Below are 23,958 nucleotides of genomic sequence, written 5' to 3'. Positions count from 1 at the left end.
TTAAATCAATCGGCCCTGTGACTTTGTAGCCTCTGCCTCTGCGTTCATTTGTAAACGCTGCCGCTCCATGAATTCTTTTAAGGTATCGATACCCCGCAATTGCAAAATAGTATTACGTACTGCAGCCTCTACGAGAACCGCTAAGTTGCGTCCCGCAGCAACCTGAATTTTGACCGTTCGAATTGGGATGCCCAATACATCAATATGCTGCGCTTCTAATGGAAGGCGTTCAAACTCACCGTCATTACGACGAACTAGTTGCACTATGAGTCGTAATTTCAATTTGCGTCGAACAGCCGTTTCACCAAAGATGGTGCGGATGTCCAATAAGCCTAGCCCGCGAACTTCTAAAAGATTGCGCAGAATCACCGGGCAACGACCTTCAATATAGTCTGGCCCAAGTCGAGCAAAATCGACCGCGTCATCAGCCACTAAACCGTGACCGCGAGAAATTAGCTCCAAACCCAATTCGCTTTTGCCTAAACCAGATTCACCCATGATTAAGACACCTAAGCCTAGGATGTCCATGAATACGCCATGCATGGTGATCTGGGGGGCACCAATCTTGGTGAGATAGGTACGCAGGTGATCAATTACTTCAGCAGCGGAGATAGATGTTGTAAAGAGCGGCGTAGAAGATCTTTGACAAAAAAGTTGTAGATCAGCGTCAGCTGCTTTGCCATCAGCCACGATGACGCAAGGTGGCGTCTTAGAGATTAAGCTAGAGATCTGCTCTTGTCTTTGTTTAGTTTCAAGTTGGGCATGATAGTCAACCTCTTGCTCGCCAAAAATCTGGATTCGGCTTGGGTGAATGAGATTTAAGTGACCAACTAAATCAGAGCTGGCAGCCGCCGCTTTAACAGCCTCTGGTGGAAATGTACGGTCTGCGCCTTCTAGGCCGCCAATCCAAGATAGCTTTAAGTCAGAGACATTGTCATCAAAGATCTGCTGAGCGGTTACTCCCTCAAGGAGTAAGGGTTGGGTTGTCAAACCGAGCCCCAAGTTTGTAGCAGCTGACACACCTTCTCTGGGTTTTCTTCTGACACTAGTGACTTACGGGTGTCTTGATCAGAAAGGAGTTGCGCAATCGAAGACAAAATTTCTAGATGTTGCTGAGTTGCTTTTTCTGGAACGAGTAAAAAAATTAATATAGAGACAGCCTCACCATCGGGTGCGGCAAATTCAATGGGGTCTTTTAATTTAAGGAAAGCAGCAATCGGATGCTTGAGTCCCTTGACGCGGCCATGCGGGATGGCCACACCAGCCCCCAATGCAGTGGAGCCCAAGTCTTCACGAGCGTTTAAGAAGCCAACAATGGCTTGGGCTTCTAATCCTGCTTGCTTGGAAAACAGCTCCCCTACAGCCGCAAATGCCTCAGCCCGATTTTTAGAGGGGCTATTTAAGGCAATGCGGTCTATGGAGAAAAGATCAGTCAGGGCATTCATGTCGATTCATTATAGGTGTCCTGAGGTCGAACATCACTCAAAATGCTTTTCGTGGTGATGATCTTGAACTTTTTCTTTGTGCTTCACTATTTGACGCTCTAGTTTATCTACCACTGCATCCATAGCGTGGTAGAGATCAGCGTTATGCGCCTCAGCAAAAAGATCTTTTCCTTTGAGGTGAATCGTAATCTCGGCTGCTTGACGAAGATTTTTTTCTTTAGCGTTATCGACAATTAAAAATGCGGAGGCATCTAGGACATGGTCAAAGTGTTTGCGAATTTTGGCTAACCCCGCTTCGAGGTGTGAACGCATTGCTGGAGTAACTTCAACATGACGGCTATTAATTTTCAGATTCATCAGCAGCTCCTATTCATAGCAAAACAAAATGCATGCGCAAATAATTACCCGGGGTGCGCAGCATGCCCCTGTAATGTTGTACTTGTTTATACGGAAATGAACTTCATGAGCCTCCAGCGTATCAGCGATTTTGCTGAAAACCAAGGGGGCAGATCATGTTTATTTAATAAATATTCGAAAAACTCTGAAAATTTACATGCGGAAGTTTTCGCCTAGATAGACTCTTTTAACGGCATCGTTCTCGATGATTTGGTCTGGCTTACCTTCTGCCAGTACGCTGCCTTCGCTGATGATGTAGGCGTGATCACAAATACCTAAGGTCTCTCGAACATTATGGTCGGTGATGAGAACGCCAATTTGGCGATCTCTTAAAAAGCGCACAATGCGTTGGATCTCTCCAACTGCAATCGGGTCAACACCCGCAAATGGTTCATCTAGCAAAATAAACTTAGGCTGGGAAGCCAGCGCTCTGGCTATCTCTACACGGCGGCGCTCCCCCCCGGATAGGGACAGTGCTGGGTTGTCGCGCAGATGGCTAATTTGTAGTTCACCTAAGAGCTCATCTAAACGATGCGCAATTTCAGCTTTGCTTAATGGCTTGCCGCCTTGGACTTGGAGCTCTAATACGGCCTGAATATTTTCAGCCACATTCAGCTTTCTAAATACAGAGGCCTCTTGCGGTAAATAGGACAGGCCCATACGAGCCCTCTCATGAATCGGTAGATGGGTTATATCCGTACCATCTAGAACAATATTTCCGCCGTCTAAAGGAACTAGGCCAACAATCATGTAGAAAGAGGTGGTTTTACCGGCACCATTCGGCCCCAAGAGTCCAACCACTTCGCCACATTTAACCTCAACCGATACATCCCGCACAACAGTGCGAGAACCATAACGCTTTTGAAGATGCTGGGCGCTGAGAGTTGCTGGTTTTTGAATGTTGCTGGAATCCGTGATCATTTCTCTAGTGTAGCTTTTCTTCTTGGTGAAAGGATGGCTTTAGCCAGCGGCAGGTCTTCTGCTTTTGCATTTGGAGGTGGCGTTACTTTGTAACGTTGCAGCACATCATCGTAATCAATTTTCCAGCCGTGCAATTGATCTAACATTTGCATATTGTGAAGACGCTTCAAACTGGCATCTCCAGTTAACGTCAGAAGCTCAGTTTTTGCATTGTAGGTAACTGTTTGCCCGCGACCCTGCATAAACTCATTAGCCGGACCTTCACGTCTTTGTCTAAAACTGGCAGTGAATTCCGGATTTCCTTGAACATCAACGTATTCATAGCCTTCGGCATCAACCTTGATATTGCCTTTTTCGCCGGTAATTAAAATACTACCTTTGGTTAAGAGTACCTGACCATCGAGTTCATAGACTTGTTGCACGTCATTCACGGAAACTTTTTCTGCTTCCAAAACAACCGGTTTATCTTGATCTGCTTTTTCAGCATGAACATTGGCGATAAGGCAAGCTGTTAACAAACCACAAAGTATTACTCGTTTGCGTAAGAAGCTCATGGTTGTGCTCCAGTTTGTATGCGCTCGATACGGCCTCTTACCTGTCCAGAAAGCACCATGCTTTGTTCGATATTGTTAAATATGCCGCCATCAGTTGAGCGAATAACAGACACGCCTTGTTCTAGCGTAATTGGTTTATTGGTCTCAATAATGTCATCATTGATAAGTACCTTGAAATACGAGGAGCGAGCGAGCATGCGTGGTCTTGCCGGCTCAGTTGCTGTAGCGGCTTGCGGTGGACGAAAAATTTCAGCGTTATCAATTAGATCAAGGATGGTGATATCTCCATCTAAATGACCTGTGTCTGCTTTGACGGTAATTGGTGATTTTTCAGGGGGAAATAAACGTATACGTGGCGTTTCAATATCGATGGAAGCATCATCGTCATAGTGAATCACCTTCTTGCCCAGCACCCGATATTTGGTATTGCCAGCTTCGTTGAGTGCGGAAAGGGCGCCATTGGTGATGGTGTAATCAGGCTCATGCAGGCGGACTCGCTCAATAGCGGATTTTTCTGCAGGACTATTTTTTTTAACCAGCCAAAAAGTGACGAGTGTCAGTGTGCTCATCAAGATCAATGGCATCAAGCGCAATAAGCCGCGCCAGATACTCAGTTTAATTTGTTGGGCATTCAGTTCCATTAAGACAAACCTTAAGCGCGCGCTTGAGCGAGTAATTCCTCATAGCGGTTTTGCGCTTTTAGGATCAGATCACAAACTTCACGTACCGCGCCACTGCCACCCGCTTTAGTGGTAACAAAGTGTGCCGTATCTTTCACGGCATCATGCCCTTGCGCGGGACATATTCTCAAGCCTGCAGACTTCATCATTTGAAAATCAGGCCAGTCATCGCCCATCACGGCACAATCAGATGACTTCAGTGCAAGTAATTGCAAAATCTTTTCCAAGGCTACGGCTTTATTTTCAACACCCATGTGAACATGCTTGATGCCGAGTTCATCACAGCGAGCCAAAACCATTTTGGAGCTGCGCCCGGTAATGATGGCTGTTGGAATGCCAATTTTTTCTAAGAGCTTAATTCCCAAACCATCTTGAATATCAAAAGCTTTCAGAGACTCCTTACCGCTTTCACCAAGAAATACCTGGCCATTAGTCAAAACCCCATCAACATCGAGTACGAGTAGCTTGACTGCCCCAGCGCGCTCCCAAGCCTGCGGATACTGGCTCAGAGGGTTGGTGTTATGAGCGTTAAAGGCGGTTGGCATGTGCGTAAGTAGGTAAACGATTGAAAAGTAAAAAGCTTAAATAACCTTGGCGGCAAATAAATCGTGGAGGTTAAGTGCTCCAAGCAATGCCCCATGAGGATCAGTGACGACTAAATGGTTGATGCGATGTTTTTCCATCATCTCAATAGCTTCTTCTGCTAGGAGCTCAGGAGGAATTGTGCGAGGTGCTGAAGTAGTTGCTTTTTCTAAAGTGAGGCCATCCAGATTAGTACTCTTCTCCAGTAGGCGACGTAAGTCACCATCAGTAAAAATGCCAGCAACTTTATTCTGATTGTCTAAAGTAACCACCATGCCCATCCGCTTTGCAGTCATCTCGAGTAAAGCTTCTTGGAGGGAGGCGGAAATTGCAATCTTGGGAGTTTCATCAAAGCTGCGCATCACTTCACTGACATGCATCAGCTGCTTACGACCCAAGCGGCCGCCTGGGTGTGAACGTTGGAAATCTTCAGCCTGAAAGCCGCGAGCATCTAAAAGTGCAACAGCTAGAGCGTCGCCCATAGCGAGTGCTGCAGTTGTGCTGGTAGTTGGGGCTAAGTTCAGTGGACAAGCTTCTTTTTCAACGCTCGTATCTAAATGGGCATCTGCCAGCTTGGCCAAAGAAGAATTTGGAGCGCCAGTTAGGGCGATGAGTTTTGCGCCAGTGCGCTTGACGATCGGTACGATGGTGAGTAGTTCATCAGTCTCACCGGAATTGGATAGCGCTACAAAGACATCATCACGAGTCACCATTCCAAGGTCGCCATGGCTAGCTTCTGCAGGATGCACAAAAAAAGCAGGAGATCCAGTGGAGGCAAATGTGGCGGCAATCTTTCGGGCGATATGACCTGATTTACCAATTCCAGAAACGACAATACGACCTTTGCAGGAATGCAGTAAATCCACTGCTAAAACGAGGGCATCAGCATTGGCGCCTTCAAGGCGATCACGCATGGTGTGCAGTGCAGCAGCCTCAATGGTGAGGGTGTCACGTGCAAGCTTTAGGGTTCGGTCACGAGTCTTAGCTATCATGGGGTGAGTATATGCCGTCAGTCCTTCAATTAACTCTCATCTTGTTGGCCTCCGGAGTGGCCGGGGTAGTTATTTTCCGCTATTTTGGGCTCCCCCCCATTTTGGGCTATTTAGCCATTGGTGTCCTTATTGGGCCGCATGCCCTTGGTTTGGCCAATGATTCCGCCACAGTCAAGTATTTAGCTGAATTTGGCGTGGTTTTCTTAATGTTCTCGATTGGCCTGGAATTTAACCTTCATAAGCTTCGGGCTATGCGAACCATTGTTTTTGGCTTGGGCGGCAGCCAGGTGCTGTTGACGATTTTGCTAGCGGTGCCGGCTAGTTTGATGATGAACTGGATTTACCCCATTTCTTGGCAGGCAGCTATAGCGCTAGGGGGTGCCTTGGCGATGTCCTCTACTGCCATCGTCACCAAGCTTATTGCCGATCGTTCAGAAATCGAGACTGAGCACGGACGTAACATCATCGGTATTTTGCTATTCCAGGATTTAGCCGTGGTTTTCCTGCTTATTTTGATCCCCTCTTTGGGTAAAAATCCTGGCGACTTATTTTTAGCGCTGAGTGCAGCATCTATCAAGATCACGGTGGCTTTGGTTCTTATTTTCGTGATTGGCCAAACTTTAATGAGTCGGTGGTTCAGCTTGGTTGCCAAACTGCGATCTCAAGAGTTATTCATGCTCAACTTGCTGCTGATTGTTTTGGGTATGTCAGCGCTTACCGAACACTTTGGCTTATCGCTAGCCCTTGGTGCATTCTTGGCTGGCATGTTGATTGCGGAAACCCCTTATCGTCATCAAGTGGAAGAGGATGTAAAGCCTTTTAGAGATGTGCTTTTAGGCCTGTTCTTTATTACTATTGGCATGCTTTTGGATTTCGAGGTGATCTATCAACAGTGGATGTTGGTCTTACTCTTATTAATTGGCCCTCTGATTTTTAAGTTTGGCTTGATTGCTTTACTGTCACGTGCTTTTGGTTCTAGTCCTGGTATCTCTATTCGGACAGGCTTGTGCTTGGCGCAGGCAGGTGAATTCGGCTTCGTTCTCTTAAATCAGATTGATGGCTTGGACTTAATCGATCCTGCTTTGAGTCAAGCGGTATTAGCGGCAATGTTGCTCTCCATGTTTGGTGCGCCATTTTTGATTCAATATAGCGATCGTATTGCGATGCGCTTTTCAAGCAATGAGTGGTTGTTGCAATCACTGGCTCTGACACGCGTTGCTGCAAAAAGTGTCCGTACAGAAAACCATGTCGTCATTTGTGGGTTTGGTCGCTCAGGTCAAAGTTTGGCTCGCATGCTTGATCAAGAAAAAATTCCTTACATCGCCTTAGATATGGATCCAGACCGAGTCAAAGAAGCTGCCGCCGCTGGAGATAACGTGGTTTATGGCGATGCTAGTCGAGAAAATTATTTAGTTGCAGCAGGCTTAGCGAGAGCGAAGGCGGTGGTGATTACTTATGCAGACACACCGGCAAGCTTCAAAGTGTTACACCAAGTCGAGCACCTTCGTCCAGGTATGACAGTGCTAGTGCGCACAAAGGATGATGCTGATTTAGCCAAGCTGCAAGCGGCTGGTGCGACTGAGGTAGTGCCAGAGTTAATTGAGGGCAGTCTCATGATGGCCTCACACGTCTTATTAATGATGGGCGTACCTATGCGTAAGGTAGTTCGTCGTATTACTAGTGCACGCGAAGCTCGCTACAGTCTATTGCGCGGTTACTTCCGAGGAGTGGATGACGAGGTCGATACCAAGGAGTCATGGCGTTTGCACTCGGTAACTTTGTTGCCTGAGTCAGCCAGTATTGGGCAGACTCTTGAAGAGTTACACCTCGAAAATGAAGGCGTGAGCGTACAAGCAGTCAGACGAAAAGTGGATGGCTCTGACTACGTCAAATTGGAGCTCACCCCTGACTTACGCTTGCAGGCTAACGATATCTTGGTGCTCTCAGGTAATTCAGAAGCGACTGATTTAGCCGAATCTAAATTACTCTGAGTAAATCACTTAGTTGACGCTAGCTGAGTTACTTTTTCTTTTTTGCAGGCGTTGGTTTACGGACCAGCAGTGGCGCTAAGTAGTGACCGGTAAAGCTAGCCTCATTCTTCGCAACTTCCTCAGGTGTACCTGTAGCAATAATCTGCCCACCGCCAGCGCCACCCTTAGGACCTAAGTCAATAATCCAATCAGCAGTTTTAATTACATCTAAGTTGTGCTCAATGATGACGATCGTATTGCCTTGTTTCTTGAGAGTTTGAAGTACGGTCAGTAACAATTGAATGTCGTGGAAATGTAAACCTGTAGTTGGCTCATCCAAGATGTAGAGTGTTCTGCCGGTATCGCGTTTAGAAAGTTCTAGTGAGAGTTTGACACGTTGCGCCTCACCGCCAGATAAGGTCGTGGCGCTTTGACCTAGCTTCACATAACCCAAACCAACATCGAGCAGGGTTTTGAGTTTGCGTTTAACAATGGGTACCGCTTCGAAGAATTCATGGGCTTGCTCAATCGTCATCGAGAGCACTTCATGAATATTTTTCCCTTTGTAGCGAATGTCTAAAGTTTCGCGGTTATAACGTTTGCCGTGACAGACATCGCAAGGCACGTAGACGTCTGGCAAGAAATGCATTTCGACTTTAATAACGCCATCACCTTCACAGGCATCGCAACGACCGCCCTTGACGTTAAAAGAAAAGCGGCCCGCTTCATAGCCACGTTCACGTGCAGCAGGGACGCCACAAAACAGTTCTCTGATCGGCGTAAATAATCCGGTATAAGTGGCAGGGTTAGAGCGAGGCGTTCTACCAATAGGAGATTGGTCGACACTAATAACCTTATCAAAGTTCTCGAGACCCTTAATGGTATCGTGCGCTGCTGGCTCAGCATTCGAGCCATAAATATGTTGCGCAACCGCATGGTGCAGTGTGTCGTTAATGAGCGTTGATTTACCAGAGCCGGAGACGCCGGTGACACAAGTTAATAGGCCGACTGGAATCTTGGCATGAACAGATTGGAGGTTGTTACCCCGTGCCCCAATAATTTCCAGGAACTTGTCATTTACTGGAATACGTTTTTCAGGAACGGCAATCCACTCTCGACCGGATAAATAGGCGCCAGTTAAAGACTTTGGATTTGCTTCGACTTCTGCAGGAGTACCTTCAGCTACGACTTCCCCGCCATGCACACCAGCACCAGGGCCAATATCAATGACATAATCAGAGGCACGAATCATGTCTTCGTCATGCTCAACTACTAGGACGCTATTGCCCAAGTCCCTTAAATGCTTAAGAGTTCCGATCAGTCTATCGTTATCACGTTGATGTAAGCCAATAGAGGGCTCATCCAATACATACATGACACCTGTCAGGCCAGAGCCAATCTGAGAGGCCAGGCGAATACGCTGAGCTTCACCACCGGAGAGGGTGTCAGCACTGCGTTCAAGTGAGAGGTAATCTAATCCCACATCATTGAGGAAGCGTAGACGTGAACCAATTTCTTTCACAATCTTGTCAGCGATTTCTCGTTTAGCACCTTTGAGTTCTAAAGACTCAAAATATTCTTTAGCTTCTTTTAAAGGCAGGGCGCTGATTTCATAAATAGCTCGCGACTGTTTGCCGTCACCAACTTTGACAAAGCGCGCCTCTTTGCGTAACCGGCTGCCATTACATGATGGGCAAGTTTGTACGTTTTGATAGCGTGACAATTCTTCACGCACTGTCGCTGAGTCAGTCTCCCGATAACGGCGCTCAAAGTTCGCGACAATCCCTTCAAAGGCGTGCTCACGAACACTATTTTTGCCACGCTCATTGATGTACTCAAAGGGAATGGTGATGTCGCCTGAGCCCAACAAAATCAGATCTTGCTGTTTCTTATTCAGAGTCTCAAAGGGTTTCTCGACATCAAAGCCGCCATGTTTGGCGAGTGTTTGTAAAAGCTTGAAGTAAAACTGATTGCGACGATCCCAACCTTTAATCGCGCCAGAAGCGAGCGATAAGTCTGGATGAGCAACAATGCGCTTTGGATCAAAGAAAGATTGATGACCTAAACCATCACAAGACGGGCATGCGCCCATCGGATTGTTGAATGAGAAAAGGCGTGGCTCAAGCTCTTGCAACGAATACGAGCAGATGGGGCAAGCAAACTTGCTAGAGAAAATCATCTCCTTGCCGGTATCCATATTGACAATCATGGCTTTACCATCAGCAAGGCGCAGCGCAGTCTCAAAAGACTCTGCTACACGCTGCTGAATATCGGGGCGCACTTTAATACGGTCTACAACTACTTCAATCGAGTGCTTATCATTCTTCTTCAGGGCAGGTAGTTGATCTACTTCAAAGATCTCTGCTTTGGCAGTATTGGTTGTGCCGCCACCAGAGCGCACACGAAAGCGCACGAAGCCTTGGGCCTGGAGATCTTGAAATAAATCGACGAATTCACCTTTGCGTTCGCTAACAACCGGAGCCAGAATCATGAGCTTGGTATCTTCCGGCATGGCTAGAACGGTGTCCACCATTTGAGAAACGCTCTGCGCTTCTAATGGCAGATCATGGTCTGGACAATGTGGGGTGCCAGCGCGGGCAAACAATAAGCGCAGGTAATCATGAATTTCTGTAACCGTACCTACGGTTGAGCGTGGATTGTGGCTGGTGGCTTTTTGCTCAATCGAGATTGCTGGAGAGAGGCCTTCAATCGTATCGACATCGGGCTTTTCCATTAACTGCAAAAACTGGCGCGCATAAGCGGATAAGGACTCTACGTAGCGACGTTGACCTTCGGCATACAAGGTGTCAAAAGCCAAAGAGCTTTTGCCCGAGCCAGATAGACCAGTTAAAACGACCAATTTCTCTCTAGGGATATCTAGATTGATGTTTTTGAGGTTGTGCGTGCGCGCACCGCGGATCTTAATTTCGTTATTCATGATTTTTTAGCGTAACTTGTTAATATAGCCCTTTCCCATGAATCCTTCTGAACTTCGCTCAACTCTGGCCTTAGCGGGCATCTTTGGCCTCCGTATGCTGGGCCTATTTTTGCTTTTGCCGGTTTTCAGCATCCATGCGCGGGGTTTGCCTGGCGGCGAGCACGCCTTATGGGTTGGCTTAACACTCGGAATCTTCAATATTGTTCAGGCCTGCTTTTACATTCCCTTAGGCCGCCTTTCTGACCGTATTGGCCGTAAACCAGTTGTTTTATGGGGACTCTCTTTGTTTGTTGCGGGCGCTCTTATTTGTGCCGCTCAGGACGACCTACTCTGGATTGCTATTGGTCGCGGGGTAATGGGCGCTGGTGCAGTTTCGGCAGCAATTTCTGCCTGGGTAGCTGATTTAACGCGCGAGCAGGTTCGTACTCGAGCGATGGCTTTGGTGGGGGGCAGTATTGCGTTGTCATTTGCGTTGTCACTTGTGATTGCTGCGCCAATCTACCGCTGGATTAGTTTGAGTGGAATTTTTGTGGTCTTAGCGGTGCTGGGGATTGGGGCAATGTTTGTTGCTTACTATGTTCTACCAAGCACTTTGCCTGAGCCCAAGCTACAGCAAGCGAGTTTGAAAGAAGTATTTCTGCGCCCTGAGTTGATGCGCCTCAATGCTGGCGTATTTGTATTACATGCAACTCAAGTAGCAATGTTCTTGGTAGTTCCACGCCTATTAGTGCAAGCGGGCCTGCCATTGGCATCACATTGGCAGGTTTATCTTCCTGTTGTTTTGCTTTCTTTTTTCTTGATGGCGCCGATTTTGATTGTGGGTGAAAAGAAGCAACAGTTAAGAACTGTTTTGTTAGTAGCGATTGTGTTGCTGCTCATTGCAGAGTTTGTGTTTACGGGCACCCATTCCATTCTTGGAATCGCTATTGCTTTATTGATTTACTTTGTAGGCTTTAACCTGCTTGAGGCATTACAACCATCATTGGTCTCTCGTTTTGCCAAAGAATCCAAGGGCACTGCATTAGGTGTTTACAACACAACACAGTCGATTGGCCTCTTTACAGGCGCTGTAATTGGGGGGTACTTGATGGATAGCCATGGCGACTTATCAGTCTTTGTGATGGGTGCAGTGCTACTTTTATGCTGGCTTATAATCGCTTGGTCGATGGGTTCGATGCCAACAAGGGCTTCGGAATCAAAGGATGCGGCAGTAAAGACTTAACGCGGCTACATTGGCTACATTAAAGTGAGCAGTTTATTTTTTAGCAGTAATAACAGCAGTATTTTTCTTCGGGAGACAACATGGCTTCGGTAAATAAAGTCATCATCGTAGGTAACGTAGGGCGTGACCCAGAAACACGTTACATGCCAAGCGGCGACGCCGTCACAAACATTTCAGTAGCGACATCAGATCGTTACAAAGATAAGCAGTCTGGCGAAATGAAAGAAACCACAGAATGGCACCGCGTTGCATTCTTTGGAAAGCTTGCAGAGATCGCTGGTCAATATCTCAAAAAAGGTTCACAAGTTTATGTAGAAGGTCGTTTGCGAACGCGTAAATGGACTGATGCTAGTGGCCAAGAAAAATATTCCACTGAGATCGTTGCAGAAACAATGCAAATGCTTGGTGGTAAGCCAGTAGGTGGCAGTGGTGATGGTGGTGAAAGTTATAGCCGCTCAAAGCCGGCTGAGCAGTCTGCACCAGCATCGTCAAATGCCGCATCTCTCGGTGCAATGGATGACGATATTCCGTTTTAAATATGGCGTGAATTCGTTTTGCTCAATGTAAAAAGCCCTTCTAGAAGGGCTTTTTATTTATCTACTGACTTTCTTACTGCCTTGCATGGCGCGTATTTTCTGGCCAAGGCGAATTGTGATCGGTGCGGAAGGGGTTGATATCCAATCCACCGCGTCGGGTGTAACGAGCATAGACAGAGAGTTTCTCAGGCTTGCACTGGCGCTTAATATCAGTGAAGATGGTTTCAACACAGTGCTCATGAAACTCACCCTTTTGCCTAAAGCCGATTAAGTAGCGCAGCAAACCCTCTTCCAAAATGGGGCGGCCTTGGTAACGAATTTGTACGCTGGCCCAATCTGGTTGGCCGGTTACGGGGCAATTAGATTTTAGTAAATGAGAAACCAAGCACTGCTCGATCGGTCCAAAAGATTCATTCACCTCTAGCAAAGCAGGATCGGCCGGCAGACTCGGATCGATCTCGATATCGAGGCGATCCATGAGTACACCACTCATCTCCTGCATTCCTTTTTTGGCAACTGCTTCTGTTGGATTGATGCGAGTGGCAATCTTGCTTCCAGCTACTGCAGACAAATCCGTAATCAATCTTTCGCGCACTTCGGATTCATCTTCAAAGCGGGCGCTATTCAGACTATTGAGGTAAAGCTTGAATGATTTGGATTCAATCATATTAGGAGAGTCTGCTGGAATCTGAAACTCTGCCAATGCAATTTGGGGTTTCCCTTTTTTATTGAGCCAACTAAGCTCAAAGGCATTCCAAATATCGACACCTACAAAAGGAAGTACTTGATTGGGTTCAATGTCGAGCTTAAGGCGATTCTCAGAACGCGGAATAGGGAAGAGCAAGCTTGGATCATATTGATCGGGATACTGCGTTGCCTGACCAAGTGAAAGTGTGGACATTAGCTTTTAGGTTTATTAGAAACGCCAGATACAACGTGACCTGTAGGTGCAACTGATGCAGCGGATTGGCAGTGACCTGTTTGGTCATCAAAGAAAAAGTCTGGTTCAAACTCGCGGAGAAATTCACTCTTGGAGAGTCCGCCAAGGAACATTGCCTCATCAACATCAATACCCCAAGCCATGAGTGTACGAATGGCGCGTTCATGTGCGGGTGCAGAGCGAGCAGTCACTAAGGCAGTGCGAATACGCATCCCCTTCTCACTAGTGCTACGTTGCAAGCGATGTAGTGCTTCTAGCAAAGGCTTGAATGGACCTGGCGGCAATGGGATCGCAGCCTTCTTGCTTTCATGATCGACAAAGGCTACCAAACCTTCACTCTGAAATACTTGTTCCGCTTCATCGGAAAACAGAACAGCATCTCCGTCAAATGCAATACGAATTTCGTTTGGATGAGACTCTGCAGTTTTGCTTGATTCTGGATAGACGCGCGCAGCAGGAAAGCCTGCATCAATCGTGGCTCGGACATCATCCTCATTAGCTGAGAGAAACAGGTTGGCATGTAGCGAGCGAAGGTAGTGGTAGGGCGGACGTCCCCTGGTGAATACGCCACGCTCTAAATGCAGGCCATGGTGTTCGGCTGAGCGAAAGACTCGTAAGCCACTGACAGGATCATTGCGAGAGAGGATCACTACCTCTACACGCTGCTCACCCTCTTCGTTGAAAGCGAGTAACTTTTTTACCAATGGAAAAGCTACGCCTGTTTGCGCAGCTTTCGATAGGCGCTCTAACTGTAGCTTCATATAAGCGCTGTCATCAGTTGATTCGAAAATACGATTCTCTTCTTCGAAATCAAATAGTGCGCGTGATGAAATCGCAACGACAAGTTTTCCGGTGAGTGTGTATGACATTTATGTATTACAACTCATTTTAGGAATAGACGATAAGCGGGGTTATCAGTCTCATTCCAATGAGGGTAGCCTAGTGATGCCAAGAAGCTTTGAAATTTCTTCTGTTCATTTTTGGGGACCTGAAGGCCTACCAAGATGCGACCATAGTCGGCGCCATGATTGCGGTAATGAAACAGGCTGATATTCCAATTGGGTGCCATGCTGGTCAGGAACTTCATCAGGGCGCCTGGGCGCTCCGGAAATTCAAAGCGGTATAGGAGCTCATCTTTTGCAAGAGTAGAGCGGCCACCCACCATATGACGCAGGTGTGACTTCGCTAGCTCATCATGTGTCAGATCAATGGTTGCAAACTTTGCTTTACGAAAATGCTTTGCAATAGTGGTGCTATCTGTCGCCTTTTGTGTACCAATGCCAACGAAGATATGTGCTTCACTTTGATCGGCAATGCGATAGTTGAATTCAGTGACATTCCGATTACCGAGTAATTCGCAGAAGCGTCTAAAGGAACCACGCTCTTCTGGAATGGTCACAGCAAAAACAGCTTCACGGAATTCACCAACGTCAGCGCGCTCGGCTACGAAGCGTAGGCGACTGAAATTCATGTTGGCCCCGCAAGCAATCGCCACCAACGTTTTCTTTTTGAGACGATGCTTTTCTACATACTTTTTCATGCCGGCAATTGCTAAGGCACCAGCAGGCTCCAAAATGCTGCGGGTATCCGTAAAGACGTCATTAATAGCTGCGCAAATTTCATCGGTATCGACAGTAATAATGTCGTCGACTACACGCTTACAAATACGGAAAGTTTCTTTACCAACGAGTTTGACTGCTGTGCCATCCGAGAAGAGGCCCACATCCTTCATCTCGATACGCTTATTGGCTTCAAGTGAGCGTCTCATCGCATCTGAGTCAACTGACTGAACGCCAATTACTTTGGTTTTGGGGCTAACTGCTTTGACGTATTCGCCAATACCGGCAATCAGGCCACCACCACCAATGGCTACAAAAATGGCATCAATTGGTTCTTGGTATTGTTGAAAAATTTCTTGGGCAATCGTTCCTTGCCCAGCAATGACATCAGGGTCATCAAAAGGATGGACAAAAGTTAAGCCCCGTTTTTTTTCCAAGAGTTCAGAGTATTTGAAAGCATCGCTGTAGGATTCACCATGCAAAATTACCTCGACCCATGAACCGCCACGCGCCTTAACTGCATCAATTTTGACGCTGGGGGTGGTGAGGGGCATCACGATTACTGCCTTGCACTTCATTTTGGCTGCTGCTAGGGCTACGCCCTGAGCATGATTCCCTGCCGAAGCTGCGATTACCCCCCGTTTCAGGGCTTCTGGGGGTAAATGGGCCATTTTGTTATAGGCGCCACGTAATTTGAAGGAAAAAACCGGCTGGTTATCCTCTCTTTTGAGTAAAACTTGATTGCCTAAGCGCTTTGTGAGTTCGGGGGCTACTTGGAGCTCTGTTTCCCTGGCCACATCGTAGACTCGGGCCGATAAAATTTTCTTTAAATAGTTCGTTGCCATGCAATGAGCGTACCATGAATGGCCTCTAAGCCCTTAGATTTGCAAGGGTTTATCGTCAAAGGCCAACATCTTTCATGGTTTCCTGCCAATATCAGGATCCCTCAATTAAAATGCATATTTATCAAATATGACGCTATGAACGCTCCATTAGCTTTGAACCAGTTGTTGGATGCCGAAGCGGGTTCTCCCCGCCTTCGCGAAATCCCCTACAACTACACCTCCTTTTCCGATCGTGAAATCGTTATTCGCTTACTGGGTGAGGAGTCATGGCGCGTTCTGAATGATTTGCGTGGGGTTCGCCGCACTGGCCGGTCAGCTCGCATGTTGTTCGAAGTCTTAGGTGATATCTGGGTAGTCCAGCGCAACCCTTTTTTGCAAGATGACTTATTAGATAACGCCAATCGCCGTCAATTACTGATTGACGCTCTATGGCATCGCCTTGGCGAAGTTAAGAAAAGATCTAGCGGTGAATCTGCTGAGCAAGTTCAGGTTTTGTTAAAAGCCGCGCACCGCGCAGTTGAAAGTTTTGAACAGGGCTTTAAGGAAGTCACCGAGATTCGTAAACGCGCTCGCAAAGAGCTTGGTCGAATTACTGCTGCCGATAATATTTGTTTTGATGGCGTCTCACGTGCAGCGCATGTGACTGACGCAACTGACTGGCGTGTTGAGTTTCCGCTGGTCGTTTTAAAACCAGATTACGAATCTGAAATCCCTGGTTTGGTTAAAGCCTGTGTTGAATTGGGTCTGACTATTATTCCGCGTGGAGGTGGTACTGGTTACACCGGTGGCGCCATTCCTCTCTACGCGATGTCTGCAGTAATTAACACTGAAAAGCTTGAGCAAATCGATGCTGTAAAGCTGAAACATTTGCCGGGTGTAGATCATGAAGTGTCTACGATCTTTACCGGTGCTGGTGTTGTAACCCGTAGAGTCTCGGATGCTGCAGAGCGCGCTGGGTTGGTCTTTGCAGTCGATCCTACTTCAGCTGATGCAAGCTGCATTGGTGGCAATATTGCGATGAACGCAGGCGGTAAGAAAGCGGTCTTGTGGGGTACTGCACTGGATAACTTAGCCAGCTGGCGCATGGTTGATCCAGATGGCAATTGGCTTGATGTCGAACGTCTTGATCACAATCTCGGAAAAATTCACGTTGTAGATAAGGTACGTTTTCAACTGACTTGGTCTGATGGTTTGAGTGAGCCAGGCGAACGCATTCTTAAAACAGAAATTTTAGAAGTAGAAGGTAAGCGCTTCCGTAAAGAAGGTTTGGGTAAGGATGTGACTGATAAGTTTTTATCAGGCTTACCTGGCGTTCAAAAAGAAGGTTGTGACGGATTAATTACAAGTGCAACTTGGATTTTGCATCGCATGCCTAAATTCATGCGGACTGTTTGCTTGGAATTTTTTGGTCAAGCGCAAGAGGCGATTCCGAGCATTGTAGAAATCAAAGCTTATCTTGATGGCTTGAGTAAGGATGGCGGACCCATCTTGGCCGGATTGGAGCACTTGGATGATCGTTATTTGAGAGCGGTGGGTTACTCCACTAAATCCAAGCGCAATGCTTTGCCTAAGATGGTATTGATTGGTGATATCGCTGGTGATAATGAAGAGGCTGTAGCGGCAGCAACCAGTGAAGTCGTACGCATGGCCAACAACCGAGTGGGCGAAGGCTTTGTAGCGGTGAGCGCTGAAGCGCGCAAGAAGTTTTGGTTGGATCGTGCGCGCACTGCTGCGATTGCCCGTCATACCAATGCATTCAAGATTAATGAAGACGTGGTCATCCCATTGCCACGCATGGGCGAGTACACCAATGGTATTGAACGTATCAATATCGAACTCTCCCTTAAAAACAAATTACAAGTTTTAGATGGGCTCGAAGCATTTCTGAAAAAGAGTGCCTTGCCGCTTGGCAAGAGTGATGAAGATTATGAAATTCCTAGCGCTGAAATCTTGGGCGATCGTGTACAGCAAGCACTTGAACTGATTGGTAGAGTGCGTGCAAATTGGTCTGTGTGGCTCAAGGAGATGGATACCTATTTTCCAGGCTTACAGAATTACAGCCTCCGCGCCTCCTGGAAGACGGAAGTTCGTGCTGAGCTCAGAATCATTTTTGGTGGCTTAGCATTTGAGCCCATCCTCAATGAGCTAGAGGCTATCCATAAAAATATTTTGCGCAAGCGGGTGTTTGTAGCACTGCATATGCATGCTGGTGACGGTAATGTGCATACCAACATCCCGGTCAATTCAGATGACTATGAGATGTTGCAAGATGCACATCGCGCTGTTGATCGGATTATGAAATTAGCCCGATCATTGGATGGTGTGATTTCTGGTGAGCACGGCATTGGTATTACGAAGCTGGAGTATTTGACTGAGGATGAGCTTAAGGATTTCCGCGCATATAAAAAGCGTGTAGATCCTGAAGGTCGCTTCAACAAGGGCAAGTTAATGCCACATGCTGATCTCAGCATTGCTTACACCCCGAGCTTTGGTTTGATGGGTCATGAATCCATCATCATGCAGCAGAGTGATATTGGGGCGATTGCTGATAGTGTGAAAGATTGCTTGCGTTGCGGTAAGTGCAAGCCAGTGTGCTCTACACATGTGCCGCGAGCTAATTTGCTGTACAGCCCACGTGACAAAATTTTAGCAACCTCCCTGTTGATCGAAGCTTTCTTATATGAAGAGCAAACGCGTCGTGGCGTTTCAATTCGTCATTGGGAAATGTTTGATGACGTTGCGGCACATTGTACCGTTTGCCACAAGTGTTTGACGCCGTGCCCAGTCAAGATTGACTTTGGCGATGTGACTATGAATATGCGTAACTTGTTGCGCAAGATGGGCCAGCAACGCTTTAACCCTGGAACAGCAGCATCCATGCTCTTCTTGAATGCCACTGACCCAGACACAATTAAGTTGGCTCGTAAGACCATGATTGGTTGGGGTTATAAGCTCCAGCGATTAGGTAATGATGTTTTCCGTAAATTGGCGCGCAAGCAAACTGCGCATCCACCTGCGACGGTCACCAAGCCCAATATAAAAGAGCAGGTTATTTTCTTTGTAAATAAGAAGATGCCTGGCAACTTACCTAAGAAAACAGCTCGAGCGCTCTTGGATATTGAAGATGCGAATTACGTACCAATTATCCGCGACCCAAAAACGACTTCTGCTGATACTGAAGCCGTGTTCTATTTCCCAGGTTGTGGTTCTGAACGTTTGTTTTCGCAGGTGGGCTTAGCAACGCAAGCAATGTTGTGGAATGTTGGCGTACAGACTGTGTTGCCTCCGGGTTACCTCTGTTGCGGTTACCCACAACGTGGCAATGGCGACTTTGATAAAGCGGAGAAGATGATTACAGATAATCGCGTACTCTTCCATCGTGTTGCTAATACCTTAAATTATTTAGACATCAAGACAGTTGTAGTTTCATGCGGTACTTGTTATGACCAATTAGCGGGATATCAGTTTGAGCAGATCTTCCCAGGTTGCCGCATTGTGGATATTCATGAGTATTTACTTGAGAAGGGTGTCAAACTTTCAAACGTAACTGGCGTGAAGTATATGTATCACGATCCATGTCACTCACCGATGAAGTTGCAGGACCCACTTAAGACTGTGAATGAGTTGATTCAGTTAGAGGACGGCAAAGCCATTCAGAAGAATGATCGCTGCTGTGGTGAGTCTGGAACCCTCGCCGTGACACGCCCCGATATTTCAACTCAGGTCCGCTTCCGCAAGCAGATTGAGATGGAGAAGGCCGCTAATGAGTTGCGCAAAGATGATTTCACTGGTGATGTCAAAGTACTCACGAGCTGCCCATCTTGCCTTCAAGGCCTCACGCGTTTTGATGCTGATAGTGATACGACTGCCGATTACATCGTGGTTGAAATGGCGCAAAAATTATTGGGACCTGATTGGATGCAGGATTATGTAAGCAAGGCAAACCAAGGTGGTATCGAGAGGGTATTGGTTTAATGATTCCAACTAATGTTGTAGTGCATCAGCAGTCAAAGGTGTTAGAGCTTACTTATGAAAATGGCAACACGTATCGCCTTCCTTTTGAGTTCTTAAGGGTAGTATCTCCTTCAGCCGAGGTTCAAGGTCATGGTCCTGGGCAGGAGACTCTGCAGACCGGTAAGCGTGAGGTGCTCATTGCCAATATTGAACCGGTGGGCCATTACGCACTAAAACCTTCCTTTTCAGATGGACACGATTCCGGTTTGTATTCCTGGGACTACTTGCAATTTTTATGTGAGAACCATGAAGTGCTTTGGAAAGAGCATTTGGACAAATTGGCTGCTGCTGGTTTAGACCGCGATACTCCAATGAGTGTTGCGGGCGGTAAGTCTTGCGGTAGCCACTGAGCATTTAATTAGATAGAGCAAAGAATATGAGTAAGACTCACTTTGGATACCAAAGCGTTGATGAAGCTGAAAAAGCAGGTAAGGTTGCAGAGGTATTCCATTCTGTAGCCAACAAATACGATGTGATGAATGACTTGATGTCCTTTGGTCTTCATCGCTTATGGAAGAAAGTCACGATTGCTCGTGCGCAAGTTCGCCCTGGACAAAAAGTATTGGACATTGCTGGTGGTACAGGTGACTTGGCAGCCGCCTTTGCGCGTGCAGCAGCGTGGGGCCATAACCCAGAAGCCCAAGTATGGTTAAGTGACATTAATGCATCGATGTTGGGTGTTGGTCGTGACCGACTACTTGATCAGGGCTTGGCTTTGCCTTGTGTTCAGTTTGATGCAGAAAAAATCCCATTCCCTGCTGGTCACTTTGATGTGGTGACGGTAGCCTTTGGTTTACGCAATATGACTCATAAAGATGTTGCTTTGAAAGAGATGTTGCGGGTCATTAAGCCGGGTGGCCGAGTATTAGTTCTAGAGTTCTCGAAACCGGATGCTTTTCTGCAGCCGGTTTATGACACCTACTCGTTCAAAGTATTGCCCTGGTTGGGTGAAAAAATTGCGCAAGATTCTGAGAGCTATCGTTATTTAGCAGAATCTATTCGGATGCATCCAGACGCAGAAACCCTAAAGGAAATGATGTTGGGAGTAGGTTTTGATGGGGTGGATACCCACAGGATGACTGGGGGTATCGTTGCGCTGCATATTGGTATTAAATACTAATGAATTTGTAGTTTTTAGCTGTCCAGAATTAGAGTAGTTCTATAGGAGATCAAAAGATGAATAAGCATTTTTTCAAGGCAGTTCTATTGAGTGTCAGCTTAATATTTGCCACTGTCGGTCATGCTGATGCTGCCCGTTTAGGCGGCGGTAAAAGTATTGGTAAAGCACCAAGTGCGCCAATGCAAAAACAAGCTGCTCCTGCACAAAAACCAACTCAACAAGCTCAACCTGCTACACCGGCTGCAGCCCCTCAGGCGCCTGCACCTAGTCGCTTTGGTGGTATGGGTGGAATCCTCGGCGGACTTGCTGCAGGACTTGGTATCGGATATCTCTTATCTCACTTTGGTTTAGGTGAGGCTGCGTCATCTTTGATTACTGGATTATTGATTGCTGTTTTGGCAGGCTTTGTCATTATGTTTCTGATGAGAAGAATGATGCCTGCATTGTCGGGCGCCAATAAAGGCCCACAAGTCACTTCGCAAGGAATGCAACGTAGCAATCTAGATCAAACACCTAGGCAGGAGCCTGGTTTTGCACCAGCTGCCAATGCATTTGGTGGCGTATCTAGTGAGCCTGCACCATTTCAATCTACTCTGCCACCTGGTTTTGATGAGTACGCATTTCTGGACAATGCCAAGCAGTATTTCTCAACACTCCAAAAAGCATGGGATCAGGGTGACTTACCAGCTTTGCGTGAGTACACCACGCCGGAGATGTTCGCGACGATTGAGCAAGACCTAGCGGGGCGTGCTGATAGCTCCAATCAAACAGATGTCGTTACTTTGAATGCGCAGTTGCTTGGAATTGAGACAGCTGACAATACTTACTACTGTAGTGTGCAGTTCACGGGCATGATTCGTGAGCAAGCTGGCGCACAACCAAATAACTTCTCTGAAATTTGGAACTTAAGTAAGCCGGTAAGTGGTCCTGGGGGCTGGGTACTGGCGGGTATTTCGCAGTTGGTTTAAGCTTAAGGTACTTTCCACTGAAAGCCCGCACTTGTGCGGGTTTTTTACACTAATGACCACCACTTCTCTTCCAACGCACCATATTGCTGCATCAGCTGCTTGTCGGGCAATAAACCATGTTCTCAAGGCTGAGCCATGGGCTATGGCTGAGTTGTCTCACCATGCTGGCAAGGTGATTTTGCTGAGCCTGCCAATTGGCAGGCTGTGCATTGAGATAGGCCCTGATGGCTCCTTGCTTGCATTAACGAACACAGATGATCCATCGCTTGAGCTGGAAGTCTCCGCAGAAGCACTCAGCGCCTTGACTGGTGGCCCTGGTAATTTGCGAGAGCAAGCCATGAAGTCAGTCAAGATTACCGGTGATGCTGACCTAGCGCAATTATTAGGCCGCTTAGCAGGTCAGATTCGGTGGGAGTATGAAGAGGATCTGGCGCGTTTTATTGGAGATGCCCCTGCGAACTTTGCTGTTCGTCAAGGCAAGAAATTCGTTTCTGCTGGAAGGGCCGCTGCGACTGATCTACTTGAAAATGTCGTGGAGTATGTGAGCGAAGAAAGAAAAGTACTTTTGAATAAACGGGATTTTATGATTCGTAAAAATGAATTAAATTCAATGCGTGATGCAGTTGATCGTCTAGAAAAGCGCATTCAACTTTTAGAGCGAAAAGGTTAATTCATTGTGCGTCGCCTAGCCCGTCTTTCTTTTATTTTCTTTACTGCATGGCGCTATGGCTTACTGCCATTGTTACGCGATATTTTGAAGCCCGGTATTCGTCGCGGTCTATTAACAATTCTTTGTTGGACTTCACCAGGACAGTCTCTGCCTAGGGGTGAGCGTATTCGCTTGACTTTAGAGGCGCTTGGACCAATCTTTGTGAAGTTTGGGCAAGTACTTTCTACTCGACGTGATTTATTGCCAGAAGACATCGCCGATGAATTGGCGAAGTTGCAAGATCAAGTCCCACCATTTTCTAACGATGAATCTTGTCGCTTGATTGAACAGGCGCTGGGTCAATCTATCGAAGAAGTATTTATTAGTTTTGATGCAACCCCTGTGGCTAGTGCCTCTGTAGCCCAGGTGCACTTTGGATTATTGCGCGGCACCCAAAAGCATCCGGAATGGGAAGGTCGTGCTGTAGCAATCAAAGTCCTGCGTCCTGGGATTCTGCCAATCATTGATGGCGATCTTGCTTTGCTTTATGACTTAGCAAAAATTATCGAGCGACTTTCTGAGGATGGGCGTCGCTTGAAGCCCCGTGAAAACGTTGCCGAATTTGATACTCATTTGCATGATGAATTAGATCTGATGCGTGAAGCAGCAAATGCAAGTCAGTTACGTCGCTATTTTGTTGACTCTAAAAAGTTAATGATTCCTGAGATGTATTGGGACTTATGTCACACGAATGTCATCGTGATGGAAAGGATGAATGGCATCTCGATTGGACGTACTACAGAGTTGAAGGCAGCTGGAGTTGATTTTAAAAAGCTTGCTGCAGATGGCGTTGAAATATTTTTCACGCAAGTTTTTGAGCACGGCTTCTTTCACGCCGACATGCATCCTGGCAACATCATGATTAGTCTTGAGCCCGAGACTTTTGGCCGATTTATTTCTTTGGATTTTGGGATCGTTGGCGCCTTAAGTCAGACAGATAAAAGTTATTTGGCGTTAAATTTTCTAGCTTTCTTTAATCGTGATTACCGTCGAGTGGCTGAATTACATATTGAGTCTGGCTGGGTTCCAGCCAATACTCGTGTTGAGGAGCTAGAAGGTGCAGTACGTTCTGTTTGCGAGCCCTATTTTGATCGCCCTCTAAAAGAAATTTCTCTTGGAATCGTGTTGATGCGTTTGTTCCAAACATCACGCCGCTTCAAGGTGGAGATTCAGCCGCAACTCACGTTGCTCCAAAAGACTTTATTAAATGTCGAGGGTCTGGCGCGTCAGCTTGATCCAGATCTCGACCTTTGGAAGACTGCTAAGCCAATTTTAGAAAAATGGATCAGTCAGCAGTTAGGTTGGCGGGCTCTGGTGGATGGCATTAAGGCTGAAGCACCTAGTTGGGCGCAAATTTTGCCAACCTTGCCACGGCTGATTGCCGAGAGTTTGGCGCAAGCACACACCCCTCGTAAGGAGTCAAATGCTGAATTAGAGGTCTTAAAAGGCCTTTTATTACAGGAAAGACGCACCCATCGCCTCTTGGCTGGCGCTTTGCTCTTTGCAGGCGGCTTTTTGGCTGGGATTCTGATAATCGGCCTTGGTCTGTACTAGTCTGTCGCCGGCC

General features: G+C 46.9%; 21 protein-coding genes. 9 read left to right on the top strand and 12 right to left on the bottom strand.

What is annotated here, in order from left to right; translation table 11 throughout:
* The 8 genes from hprK to FD971_RS09015 form a co-directional block, all read right to left on the bottom strand.
* On the bottom strand, positions 1-990 hold the full coding sequence (gene hprK / locus FD971_RS09050; RefSeq protein WP_215333985.1) for an HPr(Ser) kinase/phosphatase: 990 nt from the start codon (positions 988-990) through the stop codon (positions 1-3).
* Positions 987-1,445 (bottom strand): PTS sugar transporter subunit IIA, encoded by a 459-nt coding sequence (locus tag FD971_RS09045; protein WP_215333984.1) that lies wholly within the window; start codon positions 1,443-1,445, stop codon positions 987-989. The genes hprK and FD971_RS09045 overlap by 4 nt, the downstream gene beginning before the upstream one ends.
* Before the next feature lie 33 nt (positions 1,446-1,478).
* Entirely contained in the window at positions 1,479-1,802 is a 324-nt protein-coding gene (gene hpf, locus FD971_RS09040) for a ribosome hibernation-promoting factor, HPF/YfiA family (protein WP_215333983.1), read from the bottom strand.
* A gap of 192 nt (positions 1,803-1,994) precedes the next feature.
* Positions 1,995-2,762, bottom strand: a complete 768-nt coding sequence (gene lptB / locus FD971_RS09035; protein WP_215333982.1) for an LPS export ABC transporter ATP-binding protein — start codon at positions 2,760-2,762, stop codon at positions 1,995-1,997.
* Positions 2,759-3,316, bottom strand: a complete 558-nt coding sequence (gene lptA / locus FD971_RS09030) for a lipopolysaccharide transport periplasmic protein LptA (RefSeq protein ID WP_215333981.1) — start codon at positions 3,314-3,316, stop codon at positions 2,759-2,761. The genes lptB and lptA overlap by 4 nt, the downstream gene beginning before the upstream one ends.
* The gene (lptC, locus tag FD971_RS09025) at positions 3,313-3,957 is read right to left on the bottom strand and encodes an LPS export ABC transporter periplasmic protein LptC (RefSeq protein ID WP_215333980.1); all 645 of its coding nucleotides are present in this window, start codon (positions 3,955-3,957) and stop codon (positions 3,313-3,315) included. The genes lptA and lptC overlap by 4 nt, the downstream gene beginning before the upstream one ends.
* Before the next feature lie 11 nt (positions 3,958-3,968).
* On the bottom strand, positions 3,969-4,541 hold the full coding sequence (locus tag FD971_RS09020) for an HAD family hydrolase (protein ID WP_215333979.1): 573 nt from the start codon (positions 4,539-4,541) through the stop codon (positions 3,969-3,971).
* Positions 4,542-4,577: 36 nt separating this feature from the next.
* Positions 4,578-5,570: an SIS domain-containing protein gene (locus FD971_RS09015; RefSeq protein WP_215333978.1), complete on the bottom strand. Its 993-nt coding sequence runs from the start codon at positions 5,568-5,570 to the stop codon at positions 4,578-4,580.
* A gap of 11 nt (positions 5,571-5,581) precedes the next feature.
* Here FD971_RS09015 and FD971_RS09010 point away from each other — a divergent pair, with 11 nt between their 5' ends.
* Positions 5,582-7,561, top strand: a complete 1,980-nt coding sequence (locus tag FD971_RS09010; protein ID WP_215333977.1) for a monovalent cation:proton antiporter family protein — start codon at positions 5,582-5,584, stop codon at positions 7,559-7,561.
* Between the two features lie 28 nt (positions 7,562-7,589).
* Here the strand turns inward: FD971_RS09010 and uvrA are convergent, their stop codons facing one another.
* The gene (gene uvrA / locus FD971_RS09005; protein WP_215333976.1) at positions 7,590-10,478 is read right to left on the bottom strand and encodes an excinuclease ABC subunit UvrA; all 2,889 of its coding nucleotides are present in this window, start codon (positions 10,476-10,478) and stop codon (positions 7,590-7,592) included.
* A gap of 37 nt (positions 10,479-10,515) precedes the next feature.
* On the opposite strand from uvrA, the gene FD971_RS09000 reads away from it, so the two are divergent.
* Together FD971_RS09000 and ssb are read left to right on the top strand one after the other, a co-directional pair.
* On the top strand, positions 10,516-11,700 hold the full coding sequence (locus FD971_RS09000; RefSeq protein WP_215333975.1) for an MFS transporter: 1,185 nt from the start codon (positions 10,516-10,518) through the stop codon (positions 11,698-11,700).
* An 80-nt stretch (positions 11,701-11,780) separates the two neighbouring features.
* Positions 11,781-12,236: a single-stranded DNA-binding protein gene (ssb, locus tag FD971_RS08995; protein ID WP_215333974.1), complete on the top strand. Its 456-nt coding sequence runs from the start codon at positions 11,781-11,783 to the stop codon at positions 12,234-12,236.
* 73 nt (positions 12,237-12,309) lie between these two features.
* Here ssb and queF read toward each other — a convergent pair whose 3' ends face one another.
* From queF to ilvA, 3 genes are read right to left on the bottom strand one after another with little or no spacing between them, the layout of a single operon-like run.
* Entirely contained in the window at positions 12,310-13,137 is an 828-nt protein-coding gene (gene queF / locus FD971_RS08990) for an NADPH-dependent 7-cyano-7-deazaguanine reductase QueF (RefSeq protein ID WP_215333973.1), read from the bottom strand.
* Positions 13,137-14,045 (bottom strand): 5'-nucleotidase, encoded by a 909-nt coding sequence (locus FD971_RS08985; protein ID WP_215333972.1) that lies wholly within the window; start codon positions 14,043-14,045, stop codon positions 13,137-13,139. Before FD971_RS08985 ends, queF begins: the two co-directional genes overlap by 1 nt.
* Before the next feature lie 14 nt (positions 14,046-14,059).
* Positions 14,060-15,580, bottom strand: coding sequence for a threonine ammonia-lyase, biosynthetic (ilvA, locus tag FD971_RS08980; protein ID WP_215333971.1), 1,521 nt, complete (start codon positions 15,578-15,580; stop codon positions 14,060-14,062).
* Between the two features lie 135 nt (positions 15,581-15,715).
* On the opposite strand from ilvA, the gene FD971_RS08975 reads away from it, so the two are divergent.
* Genes FD971_RS08975 through ubiB form a run of 6 tightly spaced genes read left to right on the top strand, consistent with a single transcriptional unit; the run spans position 15,716 to position 23,945 of the window.
* Positions 15,716-19,555, top strand: a complete 3,840-nt coding sequence (locus FD971_RS08975; protein WP_215333970.1) for an FAD/FMN-binding oxidoreductase — start codon at positions 15,716-15,718, stop codon at positions 19,553-19,555.
* The gene (locus tag FD971_RS08970) at positions 19,555-19,944 is read left to right on the top strand and encodes a gamma-butyrobetaine hydroxylase-like domain-containing protein (protein ID WP_215333969.1); all 390 of its coding nucleotides are present in this window, start codon (positions 19,555-19,557) and stop codon (positions 19,942-19,944) included. Before FD971_RS08975 ends, FD971_RS08970 begins: the two co-directional genes overlap by 1 nt.
* Positions 19,945-19,970: 26 nt before the next feature.
* Positions 19,971-20,714: a bifunctional demethylmenaquinone methyltransferase/2-methoxy-6-polyprenyl-1,4-benzoquinol methylase UbiE gene (gene ubiE, locus FD971_RS08965; RefSeq protein WP_215333968.1), complete on the top strand. Its 744-nt coding sequence runs from the start codon at positions 19,971-19,973 to the stop codon at positions 20,712-20,714.
* 56 nt (positions 20,715-20,770) lie between these two features.
* Positions 20,771-21,682: a Tim44 domain-containing protein gene (locus FD971_RS08960; protein WP_215333967.1), complete on the top strand. Its 912-nt coding sequence runs from the start codon at positions 20,771-20,773 to the stop codon at positions 21,680-21,682.
* Positions 21,683-21,734: 52 nt separating this feature from the next.
* Complete coding sequence (locus FD971_RS08955; protein WP_215333966.1) at positions 21,735-22,352, top strand: SCP2 domain-containing protein; 618 nt, start codon at positions 21,735-21,737, stop codon at positions 22,350-22,352.
* A 6-nt stretch (positions 22,353-22,358) separates the two neighbouring features.
* Positions 22,359-23,945 carry a ubiquinone biosynthesis regulatory protein kinase UbiB gene (ubiB, locus tag FD971_RS08950; RefSeq protein ID WP_215333965.1) on the top strand — a complete coding sequence of 529 codons (1,587 nt, stop codon included), beginning with the start codon at positions 22,359-22,361 and terminating at the stop codon, positions 23,943-23,945.
* Positions 23,946-23,958: the final 13 nt, after the last annotated feature.

The sequence above is a fragment of the Polynucleobacter sp. AP-Ainpum-60-G11 genome (genome assembly GCF_018688375.1).
Classification (GTDB): Bacteria; Pseudomonadota; Gammaproteobacteria; order Burkholderiales; family Burkholderiaceae; genus Polynucleobacter.
The sequence above is the reverse complement of the archived record's forward strand: the minus strand, read 5'-3'. Positions and strand labels throughout refer to the sequence as shown.